General features: G+C 44.2%; 15 protein-coding genes. 8 read left to right on the forward strand and 7 right to left on the reverse strand.

What is annotated here, in order from left to right; translation table 11 throughout:
- Positions 1-47: 47 nt before the first annotated feature.
- A complete protein-coding gene (glnS, locus tag vsple_RS10000; protein ID WP_150893795.1) occupies positions 48-1,715 on the reverse strand; it encodes a glutamine--tRNA ligase in 1,668 nt (555 codons plus the stop codon).
- Positions 1,716-2,020: 305 nt separating this feature from the next.
- The gene (gene nagE / locus vsple_RS10005) at positions 2,021-3,538 is read right to left on the reverse strand and encodes an N-acetylglucosamine-specific PTS transporter subunit IIBC (protein WP_235201740.1); all 1,518 of its coding nucleotides are present in this window, start codon (positions 3,536-3,538) and stop codon (positions 2,021-2,023) included.
- Positions 3,539-4,057: 519 nt separating this feature from the next.
- On the opposite strand from nagE, the gene nagA reads away from it, so the two are divergent.
- From nagA to asnB, 4 genes are all read left to right on the forward strand, one after another.
- On the forward strand, positions 4,058-5,194 hold the full coding sequence (nagA, locus tag vsple_RS10010; RefSeq protein WP_261881911.1) for an N-acetylglucosamine-6-phosphate deacetylase: 1,137 nt from the start codon (positions 4,058-4,060) through the stop codon (positions 5,192-5,194).
- A 2-nt stretch (positions 5,195-5,196) separates the two neighbouring features.
- Positions 5,197-6,411, forward strand: a complete 1,215-nt coding sequence (gene nagC / locus vsple_RS10015; RefSeq protein ID WP_255230183.1) for a DNA-binding transcriptional regulator NagC — start codon at positions 5,197-5,199, stop codon at positions 6,409-6,411.
- An 85-nt stretch (positions 6,412-6,496) separates the two neighbouring features.
- Positions 6,497-8,083, forward strand: a complete 1,587-nt coding sequence (locus vsple_RS10020; RefSeq protein WP_261881912.1) for a cation:proton antiporter family protein — start codon at positions 6,497-6,499, stop codon at positions 8,081-8,083.
- Positions 8,084-8,316: 233 nt separating this feature from the next.
- The gene (asnB, locus tag vsple_RS10025; protein ID WP_255230181.1) at positions 8,317-9,981 is read left to right on the forward strand and encodes an asparagine synthase B; all 1,665 of its coding nucleotides are present in this window, start codon (positions 8,317-8,319) and stop codon (positions 9,979-9,981) included.
- 79 nt (positions 9,982-10,060) lie between these two features.
- Here the strand turns inward: asnB and rfaH are convergent, their stop codons facing one another.
- Entirely contained in the window at positions 10,061-10,579 is a 519-nt protein-coding gene (gene rfaH / locus vsple_RS10030) for a transcription/translation regulatory transformer protein RfaH (RefSeq protein WP_261881913.1), read from the reverse strand.
- Between the two features lie 434 nt (positions 10,580-11,013).
- Here rfaH and vsple_RS10035 point away from each other — a divergent pair, with 434 nt between their 5' ends.
- Complete coding sequence (locus vsple_RS10035; RefSeq protein WP_255230179.1) at positions 11,014-12,405, forward strand: peptide MFS transporter; 1,392 nt, start codon at positions 11,014-11,016, stop codon at positions 12,403-12,405.
- Between the two features lie 246 nt (positions 12,406-12,651).
- Here the strand turns inward: vsple_RS10035 and hemH are convergent, their stop codons facing one another.
- From hemH to htpG, 3 genes are all read right to left on the reverse strand, one after another.
- Positions 12,652-13,614 carry a ferrochelatase gene (gene hemH, locus vsple_RS10040; protein WP_261881914.1) on the reverse strand — a complete coding sequence of 321 codons (963 nt, stop codon included), beginning with the start codon at positions 13,612-13,614 and terminating at the stop codon, positions 12,652-12,654.
- A gap of 219 nt (positions 13,615-13,833) precedes the next feature.
- Entirely contained in the window at positions 13,834-14,478 is a 645-nt protein-coding gene (gene adk / locus vsple_RS10045; protein ID WP_255230177.1) for an adenylate kinase, read from the reverse strand.
- A gap of 358 nt (positions 14,479-14,836) precedes the next feature.
- Positions 14,837-16,741 carry a molecular chaperone HtpG gene (gene htpG, locus vsple_RS10050; protein WP_261881915.1) on the reverse strand — a complete coding sequence of 635 codons (1,905 nt, stop codon included), beginning with the start codon at positions 16,739-16,741 and terminating at the stop codon, positions 14,837-14,839.
- Between the two features lie 271 nt (positions 16,742-17,012).
- Between htpG and vsple_RS10055 the strand changes: the two genes are divergently transcribed.
- The 3 genes from vsple_RS10055 (at position 17,013) to vsple_RS10065 (ending at position 18,828) form a co-directional block, all read left to right on the forward strand.
- Positions 17,013-17,912 carry a transcriptional regulator gene (locus vsple_RS10055; RefSeq protein WP_261881916.1) on the forward strand — a complete coding sequence of 300 codons (900 nt, stop codon included), beginning with the start codon at positions 17,013-17,015 and terminating at the stop codon, positions 17,910-17,912.
- A 1-nt stretch (position 17,913) separates the two neighbouring features.
- Complete coding sequence (locus vsple_RS10060; RefSeq protein ID WP_255230174.1) at positions 17,914-18,429, forward strand: regulatory protein ToxS; 516 nt, start codon at positions 17,914-17,916, stop codon at positions 18,427-18,429.
- A 93-nt stretch (positions 18,430-18,522) separates the two neighbouring features.
- On the forward strand, positions 18,523-18,828 hold the full coding sequence (locus vsple_RS10065; protein ID WP_255230173.1) for an Rdx family protein: 306 nt from the start codon (positions 18,523-18,525) through the stop codon (positions 18,826-18,828).
- 54 nt (positions 18,829-18,882) lie between these two features.
- Here vsple_RS10065 and yfcE read toward each other — a convergent pair whose 3' ends face one another.
- Positions 18,883-19,428, reverse strand: coding sequence for a phosphodiesterase (gene yfcE / locus vsple_RS10070; RefSeq protein ID WP_261881917.1), 546 nt, complete (start codon positions 19,426-19,428; stop codon positions 18,883-18,885).
- Between the last annotated feature and the right edge of the window lie 43 nt (positions 19,429-19,471).

Raw genomic sequence — 19,471 nt, forward strand, 5'->3', positions numbered from 1 at the left:
GCCCATTCAAATCGCTGGCTTTTTCCTTTATCTAACCGAAGAGGTTATTAAGCTTCTGTTTTACCCCAAGTATCACGTAGACCAACCGTACGGTTGAATACTAGCGCGTCTGCTTTCGAGTCTTTTGAATCAACACAGAAGTAACCTGTACGCTCGAACTGGAAGCCTTGCTCTGGAGCTGCTTCAGCTAAGCTAGGTTCAACAAAGCCGTTCAGTTTAACCAGAGAGTCTGGGTTGATTGTTGCAGCGAAGTCATCCGCAGCCGCTGGGTTAGCGACTGTGAAAAGGCGATCGTACAGACGAATCTCTGCTGGTAGTGCTTTATCAGCCGATACCCAGTGGATAACACCTTTTACTTTACGACCATCAGCTGGATTCTTACCTAGCGTTTCATCATCGTAAGAACAGAAAATCGTTGTAATGTTACCTTCTGCATCTTTCTCAATGCGCTCAGCTTTAATCACGTAAGCACCACGTAGACGAACTTCTTTACCTAGAACCAAACGCTTGTACTTCTTGTTTGCTTCTTCACGGAAGTCATCACGCTCAATCCAAACTTCACGAGTAAATGGTACTTCACGAGTGCCCATTTCAGGTTTGTTCGGGTGGTTGGCTACCGTAAGTGTTTCCACTTTATCTGCATCGTAGTTTTCGATCACGATCTTAACTGGATCCAGAACTGCCATTGCACGCGGTGCGTTCTCGTTCAGGTCATCACGAATACAAGACTCAAGCGAACCGAATTCAATCATATTCTCTTGCTTCGTTACACCGATACGCTTACAGAACTCACGAATAGACGCAGGCGTGAAACCACGACGACGCAGACCAGAGATTGTTGGCATACGTGGGTCATCCCAACCGTTAACTAGGTTTTCAGTCACCAGTGTATTCAGCTTACGCTTAGACATCACCGTGTACTCTAGATTAAGACGGCTGAATTCATACTGACGTGGCTGACAATCAATTGTGATGTTATCGAGTACCCAATCGTACAGACGACGGTTATCTTGGAATTCTAGTGTGCAGATAGAGTGCGTAATGCCCTCTAGCGCATCAGAAATACAGTGCGTGAAGTCGTACATTGGGTAAATGCACCACTTGTCACCCGTTTGGTGGTGATGAGCAAAACGCACACGGTAAATAACGGGATCGCGCATTACCATGAACGACGAGCTCATGTCGATCTTAGCACGCAGACACGCTTTACCTTCTTCAAAGCCACCGTCACGCATCTTTTCAAATAGCGCTAGGTTCTCTTCAGGGCTACGATCGCGGTATGGACTCGCTTTACCAGGCTCTTTTAGCGTGCCACGGTATTCACGGATCTGCTCAGGACTTAGCTCGTCAACGTACGCTAAGCCTTTATTAATTAATTCGACAGCGTAAGCGTAAAGCGTATCGAAGTAGTTTGATGAGTAACAGATGTCACCAGACCACTCGAAGCCTAACCAGCTTACATCATTCTTAATTGACTCAACGTATTCAACGTCTTCTTTTTCAGGGTTTGTATCATCAAAACGAAGATTACATTGTCCCTGGTAGTCCTGAGCAATACCAAAGTTCAAGCAGATAGATTTAGCGTGACCGATATGCAGGTAACCATTCGGCTCCGGCGGGAAACGAGTATGCACGCTAGTGTGTGTACCATCCGCTAAATCTTTATCAATAATTTGGCGAATGAAATTCGATGGACGAGCCTCAGCTTCACTCATCTATAGCACCTCTATGTATTTAGTATTGTCAGAGAAAAATTCTTCTTTCCATTCCAGAAATAGCGCTTTTAACTTAAGCCTAGGATAGAAAGATCATTGTTGCTAATCATCCACAATTCTAAGGCTTTACACAATAAGAACCATCAGTTTATTGCGAATATTTCTGCTATTCGATGAAGAATAGAACGCTGAATGATTCAAGCGCCAAAGCCAGATACGAAAAAGCCTCCCATAGGGAGGCTTCAATTTCGACTTACTCAGCTCTTTAGGCTGTTGCGTGAGTGATTTGCTCTACGCGAAAGCGACTAAGGAAGTTTAACATCTGATAGGTCTTCACCTGCACCGATTGCTTTCATTTCGCCAGCAACGATTTCAGCTAGTGGGCCTAGGATAACCTGTAGGTTGTTTTCACCTAGTTTAACCACACCTTTCGCACCTAGTTTCTTAAGAACAGCTTCGTCAGCTACTGAGCGGTCTTTAAGAGTTAGACGTAGACGAGTAATACAAGCGTCGATTGAAGTTAGGTTCTCGTGACCACCTAGAGCTTTCAGGTATTGACGAGCTAGGTCACCTTTTGGCGCTTCACCGTCAGTTGCTGCAGCACCTTCTTCGTCATCTTCACGACCTGGCGACTTCAGGTTGAAAGCGCGGATTGCGAAGCTGAATGTGAAGAAGTATAGAGCACCGAAGCCTAGACCGATGAATAGTAGCGTCATTGGCTTAGTCGCTAGACCGAAGTTCAATACGAAGTCGATTAGACCAGCAGAGAAACCGAAGCCGTGAAGCGTACCGAACATGTTAGCGATAACTAGAGATAGACCAGTAAATACAGCGTGCATTGCGTATAGAGCAGGAGCTAGGAATACGAACATGAATTCTAGTGGCTCTGTGATACCTGTTAGGAATGAACAGAATGCTACTGAGAATAGTGCGCCACCAACTTGACCGCGTTTTTCAGCTGGAGCTGCTAGGTACATTGCTAGTGCTGCACCTGGTAGACCAAACATCATTACAGGGAAGAAGCCGTTCATGAATACGCCAGCGCCTTTGTCGCCGCCGAAGAAGCGGTGTAGGTCACCAGACTTAACTGTTTCAGTTACTTCTTTAACAACTGCAGTGATTTCTGGGTTTACAGAGTTCGCGAAGTTGAATGTGTACTCTTGACCAACAACTAGAGTTTTCGCTAGAGCTGGGTCAACACAAAGTTGTTTGAAGCTTTCGAAGCCAGCAGAACCAGCTACTACGATCTCTTGACAAGTACCCATACCGAACCAGAAGTAAGAGTTCAATACGTGGTGTAGACCTACAGGGATAAGTGCACGGTTAAGAGTACCGTATACAAACTGACCGATAGCACCAGACGTTGATACTGCGTGAGCTAATGCATCTAGACCAGATTGAACACCAGGCCATACCACACCAGAGATTGCACCAGCAACTAATGCAAATAGACCGGCCATGATTGGCACAAGACGTTTACCTGCGAAGAATGCTAGCCACTCAGGAAGGCGTGTTGCATGGAAAGCGTTGTATGAGTGACCTGCAATAATACCTGCGAAGATACCGCCAAAGAAAGACATGTTTACGTCAGCATTAATTGTTGTTGCTGTCGCTGTAAGTACGAAGTAAGCAACCGCACCAGCAAGACCTGCTGCACCATTGCCGTCTTTAGAAAGACCAATTGCGATACCTAGACCAAATAACAGCGGTAGGTTACCGAAGATAGCACCACCAGCTTGCGCCATAAATGGAATATCAAGTAGATCGCCTTGACCTAAACGTAGTAGAAGCGCCGCAATCGGAAGCGTTGCGATAGGAAGCATTAACGCTTTACCTAGCTTCTGTGCATATCCTAGAATATTCACCTGTTGTTTCCCCCTATAGGATTTTGAGTATTCGTTTGAGAAACTTATTTTAGTCACTCAATTTAGTCCTAATCAGTGTATTCAATTAATTTTGCCCCGCAAATTAAAACCTTACCATTTGTGATCATAATCACCAGTTTTTGCCAAATCACAAGGTTTTTGCTAGCGAGATCATAAAACTTATTTTATCATTCAAAAAAATGAAGATTTACAGATAAAATTCAAGAGTAATTATTAGGCCAATACATGGGGGCAACCTGCTTTCTTTACCCCACTAATAATCAATAATCAGGCCACGTAATGAAAGACCAAAACGTATTTGTTTACTGTATTTTCAAAAACTTAATTCGCACTTCACCTTGAAGTTTGCCAGTTTCAAAAAGTTAAATCGTTACGTAAATGATGTTCGCAAAGTAAGTCGAAATTTTAGGTAACGAACAAAATTTAAAGTTCTCACGAAATAAGGATTAGCTGACTATGTACGCGCTAAGTAACTGTAAAATCTACACTGGTAGTGATGTTTTGACCGATCACGCAGTTGTTATTGAAAACGGACTGATTAAGCAAGTCTGCCCTGTTGCTGAACTGCCAAACGGCATTGAAGTTCGTGACCTAGAAGGTGCTAACCTGAGTCCGGGCTTTATTGACCTACAGCTTAATGGTTGCGGCGGTGTTATGCTTAACGATGAAATCACTGCTGATACGATGCAGATTATGCATCGAGCTAACTTAAAGTCTGGTTGCACGAGCTTCCTACCAACGCTGATCACCTCTTCAGACGAAGACATGCGCGCAGTGATCACAGCAGCTCGTGAATACCACAACCAATATCAAAACCAATCTCTTGGTTTGCATCTGGAAGGCCCATACCTTAACGTCGCGAAAAAAGGGATTCACAGCGTCGACCATATTCGTAAATCAGACAACGACATGATCGACCTCATCTGTGAGAACAGCGATTTGGTCGCTAAAGTTACTTTGGCTCCTGAACTAAATGACCCTGAGCATATCGAACGTCTACACAAAGCTGGCGTCGTTGTTTCTATCGGTCATACCAATGCGACTTATGCTGAAGCGCGCAAAGGCTTTGAGTCTGGTATCACCTTCGCAACACACCTTTTCAATGCGATGACACCAATGGTTGGCCGTGAACCAGGTGTTGTAGGCGCAATCTACGATACACCTGAAGTCTATGCGGGTATCATCGCTGACGGCTTCCACGTTGATTACGCAAACATCCGTATTGCGCATAAAATCAAGGGAGAAAAGCTTGTATTAGTGACGGATGCCACAGCTCCTGCAGGTGCTGACATGGAATACTTTATTTTTGTCGGTAAGAAAGTATATTACCGAGATGGTAAGTGTGTTGATGAGAACGGCACACTGGGCGGCTCAGCTCTGACTATGATTGAAGCAGTACAGAACACAGTTGAGCACGCTGGAATCGCTTTAGACGAAGCTCTACGCATGGCGACTCTGTACCCAGCAACTGCGATGGGTGTAGAAAGTAAACTAGGTCGAATTAAGAAAGGCATGGTAGCTAACCTGGCTGTGTTCGATAGAGACTTCAATGTAAAAGCGACTGTTGTTAACGGACAATACGAGCACAATTAAGTATGAATGGCGGACAAATAGGTAACGTAGACTTAGTTAAACAACTAAACAGTGCGGCGGTATACAGGCTCATAGACCAACAAGGTCCTATCAGTCGCATACAAGTGGCTGACGTAAGCCAACTCGCACCAGCAAGTGTTACAAAGATTACCCGCCAATTATTAGAGCGCGGCCTCATCAAAGAGGTGGCTCAGCAAGCGTCTACTGGCGGTAGACGCGCTATCTCCCTAACGACAGAGGTGGAGCCTTTTCACTCCATCGCTGTTCGTTTGGGGCGAGATTATATTCAACTTAGCCTTCATGACCTCGGTGGTCGTGAGCTGGCTTTCGTTCAAGAAGACCTAAACTACTCAGATCAATCCGATTTGATGGAAGGTTTATTGACCACCCTTAAATCATTTGTTGCTGAACAGCAGTATCAAATCGACCAATTGATTGCGATCGGCATTACCTTACCTGGCCTTGTAAACCCGACAACAGGTGTGGTCGAGTACATGCCAAATACGGATATCGATAATTTAGCCCTCAGTGACATTATTCGCGACACATTCCACGTGGCTTGTTTCGTCGGAAATGACGTTCGCGGTATGGCTTTAGCAGAGCATTACTTCGGCGCAAGCCAAGACAGCCAAGACTCAATCCTAGTCAGCGTTCATCGTGGTACAGGTGCGGGTATCATAGTAAACGGCCAAGTGTTCTTAGGGCATAACCGTAACGTTGGAGAGATCGGGCATATTCAAATTGATCCACTAGGTGAACAGTGCCAATGCGGTAACTTTGGTTGCTTAGAAACCGTTGCTGCAAACCCAGCTATTATCGACCGTGTTCAAAAGCTAATTAAGCAAGGTTACGAATCTTCTCTAACTGAGCTTGAGTGCATCACAATTCAAGATGTTTGTGACCACGCAATGAATGGTGATGAGCTGGCAAAACAGAGCTTGGTTCGCGTTGGTAACCAATTAGGTAAAGCCATAGCAATGACGATCAACTTGTTTAACCCACAAAAAGTGATCATTGCTGGTGACATTACCAAGGCTCAAGACATTGTTTTCCCGGCAATTAAGCGTAATGTAGAGAATCAATCGTTAACGACTTTCCATAGCGGCTTGCCTATTGTAGCATCTGAGATCGACAAACATCCGACAATGGGTGCCTTCGCGATGATCAAACGTGCCATGCTCAACGGCGTGTTATTGCAGAAGCTACTCGAAGACTAAAGAAAAGCAATATTGATTTTCAGCGGGCCGTGTTTGGATAAAACACGGCCCGTTTTTATAAGCTAGGGAACAACAACTACAAGTTATGGAACTTATATTATTATCCGCTGCATTTATTGCAGGCTTTATCTCTTTGAAGTGTCAATTACCCCCACTCGTTGGCTTTCTCATTGCAGGCTTTGCGCTTAACGCGTTTGGCTTTGAAAGCAATGACACCATCGTTACTCTTGCCGATCTCGGCGTCACTCTACTGTTATTTACGATAGGTCTTAAGCTGGATATCAAAACCTTGTTATCCAAGGAAATCTGGGCCGGCGCAACCGTACATAACCTGATCTCTACCCTCTTTTTTGCAGTGGCTCTGTTTGGCTTTAAATTGCTTGGGATCTCCTCCCTTGCTGCAATGTCAAATGAACAGCTCATCTTACTAGGCTTTGCTCTTTCCTTTTCAAGTACGGTTTTTGCGGTCAAAACGCTACAAGAGAAAGGTGAGATGAATGCCACCTACGGCACCCTAGCGATCGGTATTTTGGTAATGCAAGATATCTTCGCAGTCGTGTTTCTAACCGCTTCTACCGGTAAGCTCCCTGAATGGTATGCTATTGCCTTGTTCGCACTCCCTCTTCTAAGGCCACTCTTCTACAAAATACTTGATTGGGTAGGACACGGCGAAATGTTGGTGTTGTTTGGTATCTTCTTTGCTCTCGTTGTCGGTGCCGGTCTGTTTGAGTTTGTTGGGGTAAAACCAGACCTTGGCGCACTGATTTTAGGTATGTTGCTGGCAGGTCACGCTAAAGCATCGGAACTGTCAAAATCACTCTTTAACCTAAAAGAGTTGTTCCTTGTGTGCTTCTTCTTAAATATTGGCTTGTCTGAACAGCCGACTATTCAGGGCTTTATGCTGGCAATCTTGTTCTTACTGTTATTGCCAGTCAAAGGCTTCCTCTACTTCTGGGTGCTTAATTTCTTCAAATTCCGAGTTCGTACCTCGCTGCTAGCATCACTTTCTCTATTCAACTTCAGTGAGTTTGGTCTGATTGTTGGTGGCCTTGCATTTAAAATGGGATGGATGTCTGGCGATATCTTGGTTGCCGTCGCGATTGCTGTCTCATTATCTTTCTTGATTGCCGCTCCACTCAATCGCGCTGGGCACAAACTGTATCAACACTCCGGTAGATGGCTAAAAGAGCACGCAGCAGAAAAGCTCAACCAGCGTGATAAACGGATTGATCCAGGCCATGCTCAAGTATTGATCCTTGGTATGGGCAGAATTGGTACTGGTGCTTATGACGAACTTCTCACTCGCTATGGAAAAGTCTGCTTAGGCGTCGAAGTACGAGAGGATGCCGCAGACAGCCATCGCAGTCATGGACGTAACGTTATCTCTGGCGACGCAACCGACCCGGATTTTTGGGAGCGTATTTTAGATACGGCTAATGTTAAGCTCGTTATTCTTGCGATGCCTCACCACCAAGGTAACCAGACCGCGCTTGACCAGCTCAAAGCTCGTAACTTTAAAGGTCAAATTGCTGCTATCGCAGAGTATTCGGATCAACTAGAGACACTGAAAGAAAACGGCGTTGACGCTGCATTCAACATTTACAGTGAAGCGGGTAGCGGTTTTGCACGCCACGTGTGCGAACAACTTAGCCCTAACATTATGAAAATGTAGTATTTCACCCTAGCCACTCCCCCTTGTTTTCGTTCAAATATTGTCGGCAATGAGGGATGAGTGGCTAAAAATCACACCGCATTTAAATAAAATCAATCAAAAATACACTTTAAATAGAAAATCTCTAATAGAACCCTCTTTATATAATTTTTTTCATCATACCCAGTTGCATTTTTTAACCAAAATGGCAAATTGAATACAGTTGATTTGGAAATGATTTGAAAGGAAGTTCTATGTGTTCAGTATTTGGCATTCTTGATATTAAAAGTGATGCTGCAGCACTTCGCCCTGTTGCCCTAGAAATGTCTAAAAAACTCCGCCACCGTGGTCCAGACTGGTCTGGTATTTACGCAAGCGACAAAGCTATTCTTGCTCACGAACGTCTTGCTATTGTTGGCCTAAATAGTGGTGCACAGCCTCTTTACAGCCAAGATAAAAAACACATTCTGGCGGTAAACGGCGAAATTTATAACCACAAAGAACTTCGCGCTCGTTACCAAGATAAATACGAGTTTCAGACGGATTCTGACTGTGAAGTTATCCTTGCCCTATATCAAGAGCTTGGTGCGGATCTGCTTGAAGAGCTAAACGGTATTTTTGCATTCGTACTGTACGATGAAGAGAAAGACGAATACCTAGTTGGCCGCGACCACATTGGTATTATCCCTCTATACCAAGGTTACGATGAACACGGTAACTACTACGTCGCGTCAGAAATGAAAGCACTAGTACCAGTATGTAAAACAGTGAGCGAATTCCCTCCTGGCTGTTCATACGGTTCAAAAGATTCAGAGCCTCAGCGCTACTACATTCGTGACTGGAACGAATACGCAGCTGTACAAGGTAACTCAACCAGCAAAGAAGAGCTGACAGAAGCGTTAGAAGCTGCGGTTAAACGCCAGCTCATGACTGACGTTCCTTACGGTGTACTTCTATCAGGTGGTTTGGATTCATCCATCACATCTGCAGTAGCAAAACGCTTTGCGGCAATGCGTATCGAAGACGACGAACAGTCTGAAGCATGGTGGCCACAACTGCACTCTTTCGCTGTTGGTCTTGAAGGCGCGCCTGACTTAGTCGCTGCTCGTGAAGTGGCTGACAAGATTGGTACTGTTCACCACGAAATGACCTACACAATCCAAGAAGGTTTGGATGCGATTCGCGATGTTATCTACCACATTGAAACTTACGATGTGACCACCATACGTGCATCGACTCCGATGTACCTGCTTGCTCGTAAGATCAAAGCGATGGGTATCAAGATGGTACTCTCTGGTGAAGGTGCAGATGAAATCTTCGGTGGCTACCTGTACTTCCACAAAGCGCCAAATGCGAAAGAGTTCCATGAAGAAACGGTGCGTAAACTTCTAGCGTTGAACATGTTTGACTGTGCTCGTGCTAACAAATCTCTGGCAGCCTGGGGCGTTGAAGGTCGCGTACCTTTCTTAGACAAAGAGTTTATTGATGTGGCAATGCGTCTAAACCCTGAAGATAAGATGTGTGGTAACGGTAAAATGGAAAAACACATCCTACGTGAGTGTTTCGAGCACTACCTGCCAGACTCTATCGCATGGCGTCAAAAAGAACAGTTCTCAGACGGTGTGGGCTATGACTGGATCGATACACTGAAGGCAACTGCAGAAGCGAAAGTAACCGACCAGCAAATGGAAACAGCGAAATTTCGCTTCCCATACAACACGCCTACAACCAAAGAAGGTTACGCTTACCGTGAGATCTTTGAAGAGTTGTTCCCACTAGAGTCTGCAGCAGAGTGTGTACCAGGTGGTCCTTCTGTAGCATGTTCATCTGCGAAAGCGATTGAGTGGGATGAGTCATTCAAGAACAACGCCGATCCTTCAGGCCGCGCTGTTAAAGCGGTTCACAACGACGCATACTAGAACCTGACTCTTCTAGAAAATCAGATCAAAAAAGGCGCTCTTAGCGCCTTTTTTATTATCCAAAGATCCGAAAGTCAGATTAAATGCGTGCTGCCAGAGCTGCGTTCTCAATGCTTACCGGAACCACCTGGCTAATCATCTGTACCAGCATAATCGATCGCGCTTCACCATCTTTTTCATGATAAACCGCTTTAATGCCTGCAAACTGGCCGCTACAGATCTCAACGACATCGCCCGCTTGATAGTCTGAACATAACTGCGGACAATCATCCACGGGATACCCCTGACACTCGTGTTCAATCTGCTTCAGTTCGTAAATCAGATCACCTTGCACTTCATGTGGCATCGCACCAAACTTAATGAAGTCCACCACACCTCTTGTTGACCGCAACGTAGTAAAACTCGGGCCTTGTTCATAATCAAATCGAACAAAAATGTAAGAAGGAAACAACGGCTCTTTGACACGCTTCTTTTTTCCTCTGACGATTTTTTCGACTTCAAGTTGAGGATAGAAACACTCTACCCCCTGATTTTCCATATGCTGTTTCGCTCGGATTTGCTCTCCTCGCTTACAGTAAAGTAGATACCAACGTTTCATTTTCCTAGCCATTTTGTATTTTTTTTACATCTTAACATAGCCAAATTCGGATTAATTCAGGTTGATGAGATGAATTAACCCTCGTTAGCCAATATTGCGGAACAGACCAATTATTCAACAAAAACAATTTCATCAAAAGCCACACCCGAACTATACAGTGGAGCACCTCAAAAATGAGAACAAAATACATACGCTTACAAACCGCAAATGCTACTTACAAGCCAATAAACCATTAATAAGCGCTTATTCAATAATGGAAAATTAGTTTGCAGCACACAAACCCCACTCCACATTAGCAATAAAAACAAATCAAATCATAGGTTTAACAAAACATTGTCATCGTCACTATAAAAAGACCCTATTGCAGTTTTTTATCTGGGTATGTATACATGATTGACTATAAAATCTTTTAATATTTAAAATTAGTAAAACTTATGCCAAAAACACACAACATCTTCGGCCACCCACGAGGGCTGTTTCTACTCTTTAGTACCGAGTTGTGGGAGCGATTCTCCTACTACGCAATGCGCGCCATTCTCGTTCTATTTTTAACAGATACCACCATCAATGGCGGCCTTGGTTGGTCAACCAAAGACGCGCTCGACCTTTACGGTATCTACACAGGTCTTGTTTACATCACCCCTCTTATCGGCGGTTGGATTGCGGATAACTACCTAGGTCAACGTAAATCCATTCTGATTGGTGGCCTGTTAATGGCTCTGGGTCAGTTCACTTTAGCATTACCTAACGGCTTTATGGGATTAGACCAGGTGAGCGCTTTATATCTAGGTTTAGCTCTACTGATCAGTGGTAACGGTATGTTCAAGCCAAACATCTCTACTATGGTGGGTGACCTTTACCAAGAAGGTGACAACCGTCGTGATGGTGCATTTACTATTTTCTACATGGGCATCAACCTGGGCGCACTGCTGGGTGGTCTTATTTCCGGTGCAGCTGTGGATTCATACGGCTGGAAAGCCGGTTTCCTTGCAGCTGGTATCGGTATGGTCATCAGCCTTGTGATGCAAATGACAATGGCTCAATCTTGGCTAGGTGATATCGGCTCAGTGCCAGCGGCTGCTCGTGCAAAGGCGCTAAGCAAATCGAAAGAGAAAGCACCATTAACCAAAGAAGAGTACGATCGACTCAAAGTTATCCTTATTATGGGTCTATTCGTTATCGTATTTTGGGCGGGCTTTGAACAAGCAGGTGGCCTAATGAACATCTACACTCAGCAGTACACTGACCGTATGATTGGCGATTTTGAAGTACCAGCAGCTTGGTTCCAATCTCTAAACCCATTCTTCATTATTACGCTAGCACCAATTATCGCGGCATTTTGGGTGAAGTTAGGCAAACGTGAACCAAATTCTCCGGTCAAATTTGCTATGGCTCTATTCTTTTTGGCTCTTGGTTTCGTTTGTATGATCGGTGCGGTTATGGAACAAGGTGGCGACCTAAGCGTGAAGACTTCTATGCTATGGTTAGTTGGCGCATTCTTCTTCCATACTCTTGGTGAGTTGTGCCTATCGCCGATTGGTCTATCACTGGTAACGAAACTGGCTCCTCTTCGCCTAGCTTCTTTGATGATGGGTGCATGGTTCGGTTTCAATGCGATCGCAAACTATGTTGCTGGTCTGGTGGGTTCTCATGTCGGTGAGCTAGGTGCAATGGCTATCTTTAGTGGTATTGCTATCTCAGCAACGATTAGTGGTGTGATTCTACTCCTTTGCGCAAACAAGCTAGTTGCTTGGATGCATGGTGTCGAAGGCAACCCTGTGAATACCGAGTCAGAAGAGACTAGCGCACAAACTTCGCTAGCTTAATACCAATCACAGTAAATAGGTGATCAAAAATAGCGCAGGAAAAAGGCTTGAGAACAAGGCAGCATTTTTCGGTAAGTAGTTATTCTACAATCAAAAATTCTAACGCAGTTATCGAGCCTTTTAACAAGCTAGGATGAGCAATTATTTACTACGATTGGTATAATACTAGACTCAACAAACAGTAGATAAATAAAAAGGAGTGGCTCTGTGAGTCACTCCTTTTCTGTTTTCTATGACGCTCTTTAACTAGCGATGCATCTCGACGAGTTCTGCCATCATTTGGATGTGTTCATCATTGTCGTTGAGGCACTTAATATAACTGAAGGCTTCGCCACCCGCTTCAATGAAGGTCTCTTTACATTGATCAGAGATCTCTTCCAGTGTTTCTAAGCAGTCTACAGAGAACGCTGGGGCCATGATATCGAGCTTCTTAATGCCTTGCTTTGGCAACTCTTCTAACGTTTCGTCCGTATATGGCTTAAGCCACTCTTCACGACCAAAGCGCGACTGATACGTCATGGTAATCTTGTCTGCAGACAAACCAAGCTCTTGAGCTAACAACTCGGTCGTTTGCTCACAATGTTGAGGATAAATGTCACCTTGGTCAGCCAAACGCTTCGGAATACCGTGGAAAGAACAAACAAGATGGTCACCTTGCCCATTTTCACGCCAATGCTTTCTCACACTCTCAGCCAGAGCTTTAACGTAGCTTGGGTGGCTATAGTAATCACGGATAAAGCGGTAGCCCGGTATCACCGGCAGCTGTTTGAACGCTTTGGTGAGTCCGTCAGATACCGCAGCGGTCGTAGTTCCAGAATATTGAGGGTAAAGTGGCAGTACAATAATCTCTTCGACACCTTGTGCCATCAGGGCTTCAATACCTGATTTGAGACTTGGATTGCCATAAGTCATACCAAGCGCAACAGGCATCTGCAACTTATCTTGTAGCTTAGCGACCTGACGCTGAGAGTAAACCAACAGAGGCGAACCTTGGTCCATCCACACAGATTGGTAGAGCTTTGCAACTTTAGGTGAGCGGATTGGTAAGATCACGCCATGAAGAATCGGACACCAAAGCCAACGAGTGAGACTCACCACTCGTTTGTCATGCAGAAATTCGCTTAAAAAACGGCGCACAGCTGCAGGAGTTGCTGCATCAGGTGTCCCTAAGTTCACCAACAACACACCCTGCTTTTTTTTATTTTCCATAGATACCTGAGACCATTAATGAAATTTGGAAAGCTTTATACTCAGCCAGTTACTCTAGGGATCACCTTGATATACCTATTCAAATTCTCAGCTCGTTTTGTGTAATCTAACAACCACTTTAGCGATTACATAATCGAACCTGACTGAGCATCAATATAAAAAAAGCGACCTAACCGGTCGCTTCCAATATATCAAATTATAAAACTGGCTGTTAGCCAATTATGCTAGTGCTTTCTCAAGTTCTGCACTAACTTCAGCAACTTGCTTAGTACCGTCGAATTTAAGGTACTTAGTGTTACCCGCTTCAGCTTCTTTACCGTAGTAAGCGATAAGTGGTGCTGTTTGCTCATGGTAAACACCTAGACGAGCACGAACTGTTTCTTCTTTGTCGTCATCACGTACAACTAGCTCTTCACCAGTTACGTCATCTTTACCTTCTTCTTTAGGCGGGTTGTACACAACGTGGTATGTACGGCCAGAAGGAAGGTGAGCACGACGACCAGCCATACGCTCAACAATCACATCATCAGCTACGTCAAATTCAATAACGTAATCTACAGCGATACCCATCTCTTTTAGGCCATCAGCTTGTGGGATTGTGCGTGGAAAACCGTCAAGTAGGAAACCTTTTTCGCAGTCATCTTGAGCGATACGCTCTTTGATTAGACCAAGGATAATTTCATCAGAAACTAGCTGACCAGCGTCGATTACTGATTTAGCTTGCTTACCAAGCTCAGTACCCGCTTTGATAGCAGCACGTAGCATGTCACCAGTTGAAATTTGAGGAATACCAAATTTGTTCATGATGAAGTTTGCTTGAGTGCCTTTACCCGCGCCAGGAGCACCTAGAAGAATGATGCGCATGTTTAATCCTCTTATAAAATTATGATTTATACCGAAGCTCACTATTTGATTGATTCCGCATTTGACGAATAGAGTTCGAAAACTGCAAAAATAAGCACAACGGTAAGTTTCGGTATAACGTTTAAAAATCATACAGGTAGAGACCAATTTAACGATTGCTACCCGATTAGGTCGAGCATTCTACCACATTAATATTCATTGTGGCTGAATTTAAGACTAAAGAATGTAAGGTTGAAGAACAGTGCTACACTCCTTGCCATTTTTCAACCAAATTACAGAAGTTCAACGACATTCATAAAAAAAGCCCGCATTTGCGAGCTTTTTAAAGAAATTAGGCTTTTAGCCCAAAGTCGAAAGCTTAGCGTTTCGACAGCAGTTCATTGATTGCACCCAAGAACTGTGATGGATCTTCCATTGAACCTTTCTCGGCCAACATTGCTTGACCTAATAGAAGTTCAACCCAGCGACCAAACGCTTGCTCGTCCGCTTCGTCGGCCATTTGCTTAACAAGTGCATGTTCTGGGTTAATCTCAAAGATGTATTTCACTTCAGGAGCCGCCTGACCAGCAGCTTCAAGAAGCTTCGCCATTTGCGTACCCATCTCGAAATCATCGGTAACAACAACTGCAGGAGTGTTTGCCAACTTGAATGTTGTACGAACCTCTTTAACACGATCACCTAGGTAAGACTGAGTGCGTTCAATAACAGACTTGAATTCCTCTTCTGTCTCTTTCTGCTTCTCTTTCTCTTCTTCACCTTCAAACTGACTTAAATCTAGGCCAGCTTTAGTAATAGATTGGAACTGCTTACCATCAAACTCAGTTAAGTAGTTCATCAAGAATTCGTCGATACGATCAAACATCAATACAACCTCAATCCCTTTCGCTCTAAATTGCTCGAGGTGAGGGCTGTTTTTAGCGGCTGTGTAGCTGTCTGCTGTCAAGTAGTAGATCTTATCTTGACCTTCTTTCATGCGCTCTACATAAGAAGCAAGGCTGATTGTCTGTTCAGAAGAGTCCACTTCCGTTGAAGCAAAACGCAGTAGACCGGCAATCTTCTCTTTGTTTGCCATATCTTCTGCTGGGCCTTCCTTCATCACTAAGCCAAACTCTTTCCAGAACTCTAGGTACTTGTCGTTATCGTTGTTCGCCATACGCTCTAGCATCGTCAGTACGCGCTTCGTACATGCGCCACGTAGCGATTGAGTCACCTTATTGTCTTGCAGAATTTCACGAGAGACATTCAAAGGTAGATCATTCGAATCAATCAAGCCACGTACAAAACGCATGTAAGATGGCATGAACTGTTCTGCATCATCCATGATGAACACACGCTGTACGTATAGCTTTAAGCCACTCTTATGGTCGCGGTTCATCATATCCCAAGGAGCTTTAGACGGGATGTAAAGCAAGCTTGTGTAGTCGTTCTTACCTTCAACTTTGTTATGGCTCCAAGTTAGAGCGTCTGCAAAGTCGTGAGAAACGTGCTTGTAGAATTCTTGGTACTCTTCTTTAGTAATGTCAGACTTGTTGCGAGTCCAAAGAGCTTGAGCTTTGTTGATTTGCTCCCATTTCTTCTCTTCGGTGTCTTTCCCTTCGTCATCTTTTACTGCCGTAAGAATAGAAACTGGAATGCCAATGTGGTCTGAGTATTTACTGATAACATCGCGCAGACGCCACTCGTCCAGGAACTCTTTACCTTCGTCACGCATGTGAAGAATGATGTCAGTACCACGAGACTCTTTTGAAATCGTCTCAATCGTGTACTCACCTTCACCAGCAGAGTGCCATTGAACCGCTTCGTCGCTTGCTAGACCAGCAGCGCGAGTACGGACAGTTACAGCGTCCGCAACAATGAATGCTGAGTAAAAGCCAACACCGAATTGACCAATCAGTTGAGAATCTTTGCTTTGGTCTTCAGAGAGCTTAGAGAAGAAGTCAGCCGTGCCCGATTTTGCGATCGTACCTAAGTGCTCGATCACATCATCACGACTCATACCAATACCATTGTCTGAAATGGTTAGGGTGTTTGCGTCGGCGTCAAAAGAGAGTTTAACGCCAAGGTCAGCGTCACCTTGGTATAAATCACCGTTTGATAATGCTTGGAAACGCAGCTTATCAGCAGCGTCAGATGCATTTGAGATCAATTCACGAAGGAAGATCTCTTTATTTGAATATAGTGAGTGAATCATCAAGTGAAGCAACTGCTTAACTTCTGATTGAAAGCCACGAGTCTCTTTATTTTGCGTTGCTGTTTCGCTCATTTTTACTCCAAAACATCTATACTTGAAACGTCAAAATCGGAAGGATGTTCTGTTTCTCCCCCCTAGTATGTTCAATAACATGAGGATGACAATTGTAAATTCAAGGTCAAAAATCATAAAAACACTGTTTTTTTTATCTGTTTTTATTATGCTAAGGCTCATAAATATAAAAGAACATAAAAGAATCATGATTTAGATGGAATTGAAGCTGAATTCCTTCGCAATTTGTCTATTTCGCATCCAAAAACAATTAAAAACATAGAAGAGTTCAATGAGCAATATCGGCACAAAGTTTATTCTCGCGCAGCGATTTGTATTTGACCCTAATAGTAACTCCCTTGTTGATCAGGCCAACGAAGGTGAAATCGTCCGTTTGGGCAGTAATGAAAGCCGCATTCTCCTCATGCTTTCAGAAAGACCAAATGAAGTGATTACCCGAAATGAACTGCATGAATACGTATGGCGAGACCAAGGCTTTGAAGTCGATGACTCAAGCTTAACGCAAGCGATCTCTACGTTACGTAAAATGCTTAAAGACTCAACTAAATCTCCCGAGTTCGTTAAGACCGTGCCAAAGCGCGGTTATCAGTTTATTGCAACGGTTGAGCGTTCAGCACCATTTTCATCAAGCGATCAAACCACTTCAATTGAAAAACAAGAGGTGACTCTAGAAGCGGTAAACTCAGCACCAGTTACCACTGAGGAAAGTATTGAAACCTCAACTTTTGAGCCAGTGGTATCTACAACACCAGTGGCGAAGCCTGAGCTTTCGAGCCAGAGCACTGGCACTACATCACCTCAAGAAAACAAATGGCTATATCGCGCTATTGGTTTGCTGGCGATTTTAATACCTATATTGGTTGTGACTTTCACGAACCCTGCCGAGTCTGAGTTCAGAACGTTAGCGGAAGTGGATGGCGTCCAAATCCTATCTCCGAAGAATCACCCTGATTTATCAGGCTGGATTCCTGCAATTGAAAAGTGTGTCACACACTACATTGCTGAGCATGATGGGCAACTTAAGCCAACACAAATTATTGCGACTGGCGGCCAAACTAATAACTTGGCACTCAACTACATCCATGCACAAGAGTACTCAAGTGAGAACATCACATTGAGGCTATACGCTAACCAAACCGACCTAAGTGAAATTTGTAAGGGTGGCCAGTAATATGAAATTAAAAATCTCACTCGCGTTACTCGTCGCTTCTGCACTGTTCAGCGGCTGGCTATACTGGGGCAGCGATGCCAAGGTTGCGCGCCTACTAACAGCACATGAATGGCAGTCAAAGATGGTCACGCTAATTACAGAAAGTAAGCAAGAAGACACAATTGGACCACTGCGTAAGGTAGAGTTATCTTCAAATGCCAAGTACCTGCCAAATGGCACTTATCTGAGAATGTCGATTGTTCGGCTATACGGAACAGAAACTGCACCAGCCAATGTGATCAACATTTCAGAGACGGGTCAGTGGGACATCAACGACAACTATTTGTTAGTGTCACCTACGGAGTTTAAAGACGTGACGTCAGCACAGACCCAAGACTTCTCCCAACAACAGTTGGATTTGATCACTCAAGTAATCAAAATGGATGCGGAACAAAGCAGAAGAATCGATATCGTAAACCCAAAGGCACTGCTGCTAACTAGCTTGAATCACGGTTCTACAGTATTGTTTTCTAACTAAGTCACTCAATATTTGCGATAGAAAAGGGGCATGATGCCCCTTTTTTGTTGTCAATAACTCATAATACCAACTTATACGATGAGAGAATACGACATGGAGCAACCCACTCTTAATCAAGCTGCTGATAGACCAACGGTCACTATTTATTACTGTCGCCAGTGCAATTGGATGTTACGCGCTAGCTGGTTATCTCAAGAGCTTCTGCACACTTTTAGTGAAGAGCTTAGTGCTGTCACACTCTGTCCAGACACGGGAGGTCGATTCGAGATTTTTTGTAACGGAGTACAAATTTGGGAAAGAAAAGCCGAAGGTGGGTTCCCTGAAGCAAAAATACTCAAACAGAGAGTTCGTAATATTATTGCTCCAGAGCGCGATTTGGGCCACGTCGATTCAAAATAAACTCAGACCCTATGTTTCAAACAGGTTTGTAAAGTAGTTTAAGAGCGGTTTCTGTTATAGAGCACCGCTCTTCAAAACTTCCCCATCGAAACTCACGACTGATAACAGTCCATCTTCATAGAGACCATAACTGGCCGGGTAACCATCGCGAGGAAAGGTGACAGAGCTTGGATTAAAGATAAAAATTTCATCTTGATACTCTGCAACTGGAATATGAGTATGACCGTGAGCAATCACGTCACCTGGGTTCAATGGTGGGCGCTTATTGGTGTTATATAGATGGCCATGAGTCAAAAATATGCGCTGTCCCGTCGGCAACAGTACCCATGAATAATCCATCATCATAGGGAACGAAAGCAGCATCTGATCCACTTCGCTATCACAGTTACCTCTCACCGCAATAATCTGCGAAGCAAACTCATTCAATTTATCCGCTACAACTGGAGGGTTGTAACCTTCAGGGATCGGATTTCTTGGCCCATGATTTAGAGTATCACCCAGCAGCACCAAATACTGAGCTCCGGATGCCTTGTATAGCTCTAGCACTTTTTCAGTCGCAGGTAGCGATCCATGTAAGTCTGAAGCAAAAAATAATTTCACGCGTACATCTCCATAAAAACTATGGGCCTATTGTACGGTTACA

Source organism: Vibrio pelagius (assembly GCF_024347575.1).
Lineage (GTDB): Bacteria > Pseudomonadota > Gammaproteobacteria > Enterobacterales > Vibrionaceae > Vibrio > Vibrio pelagius.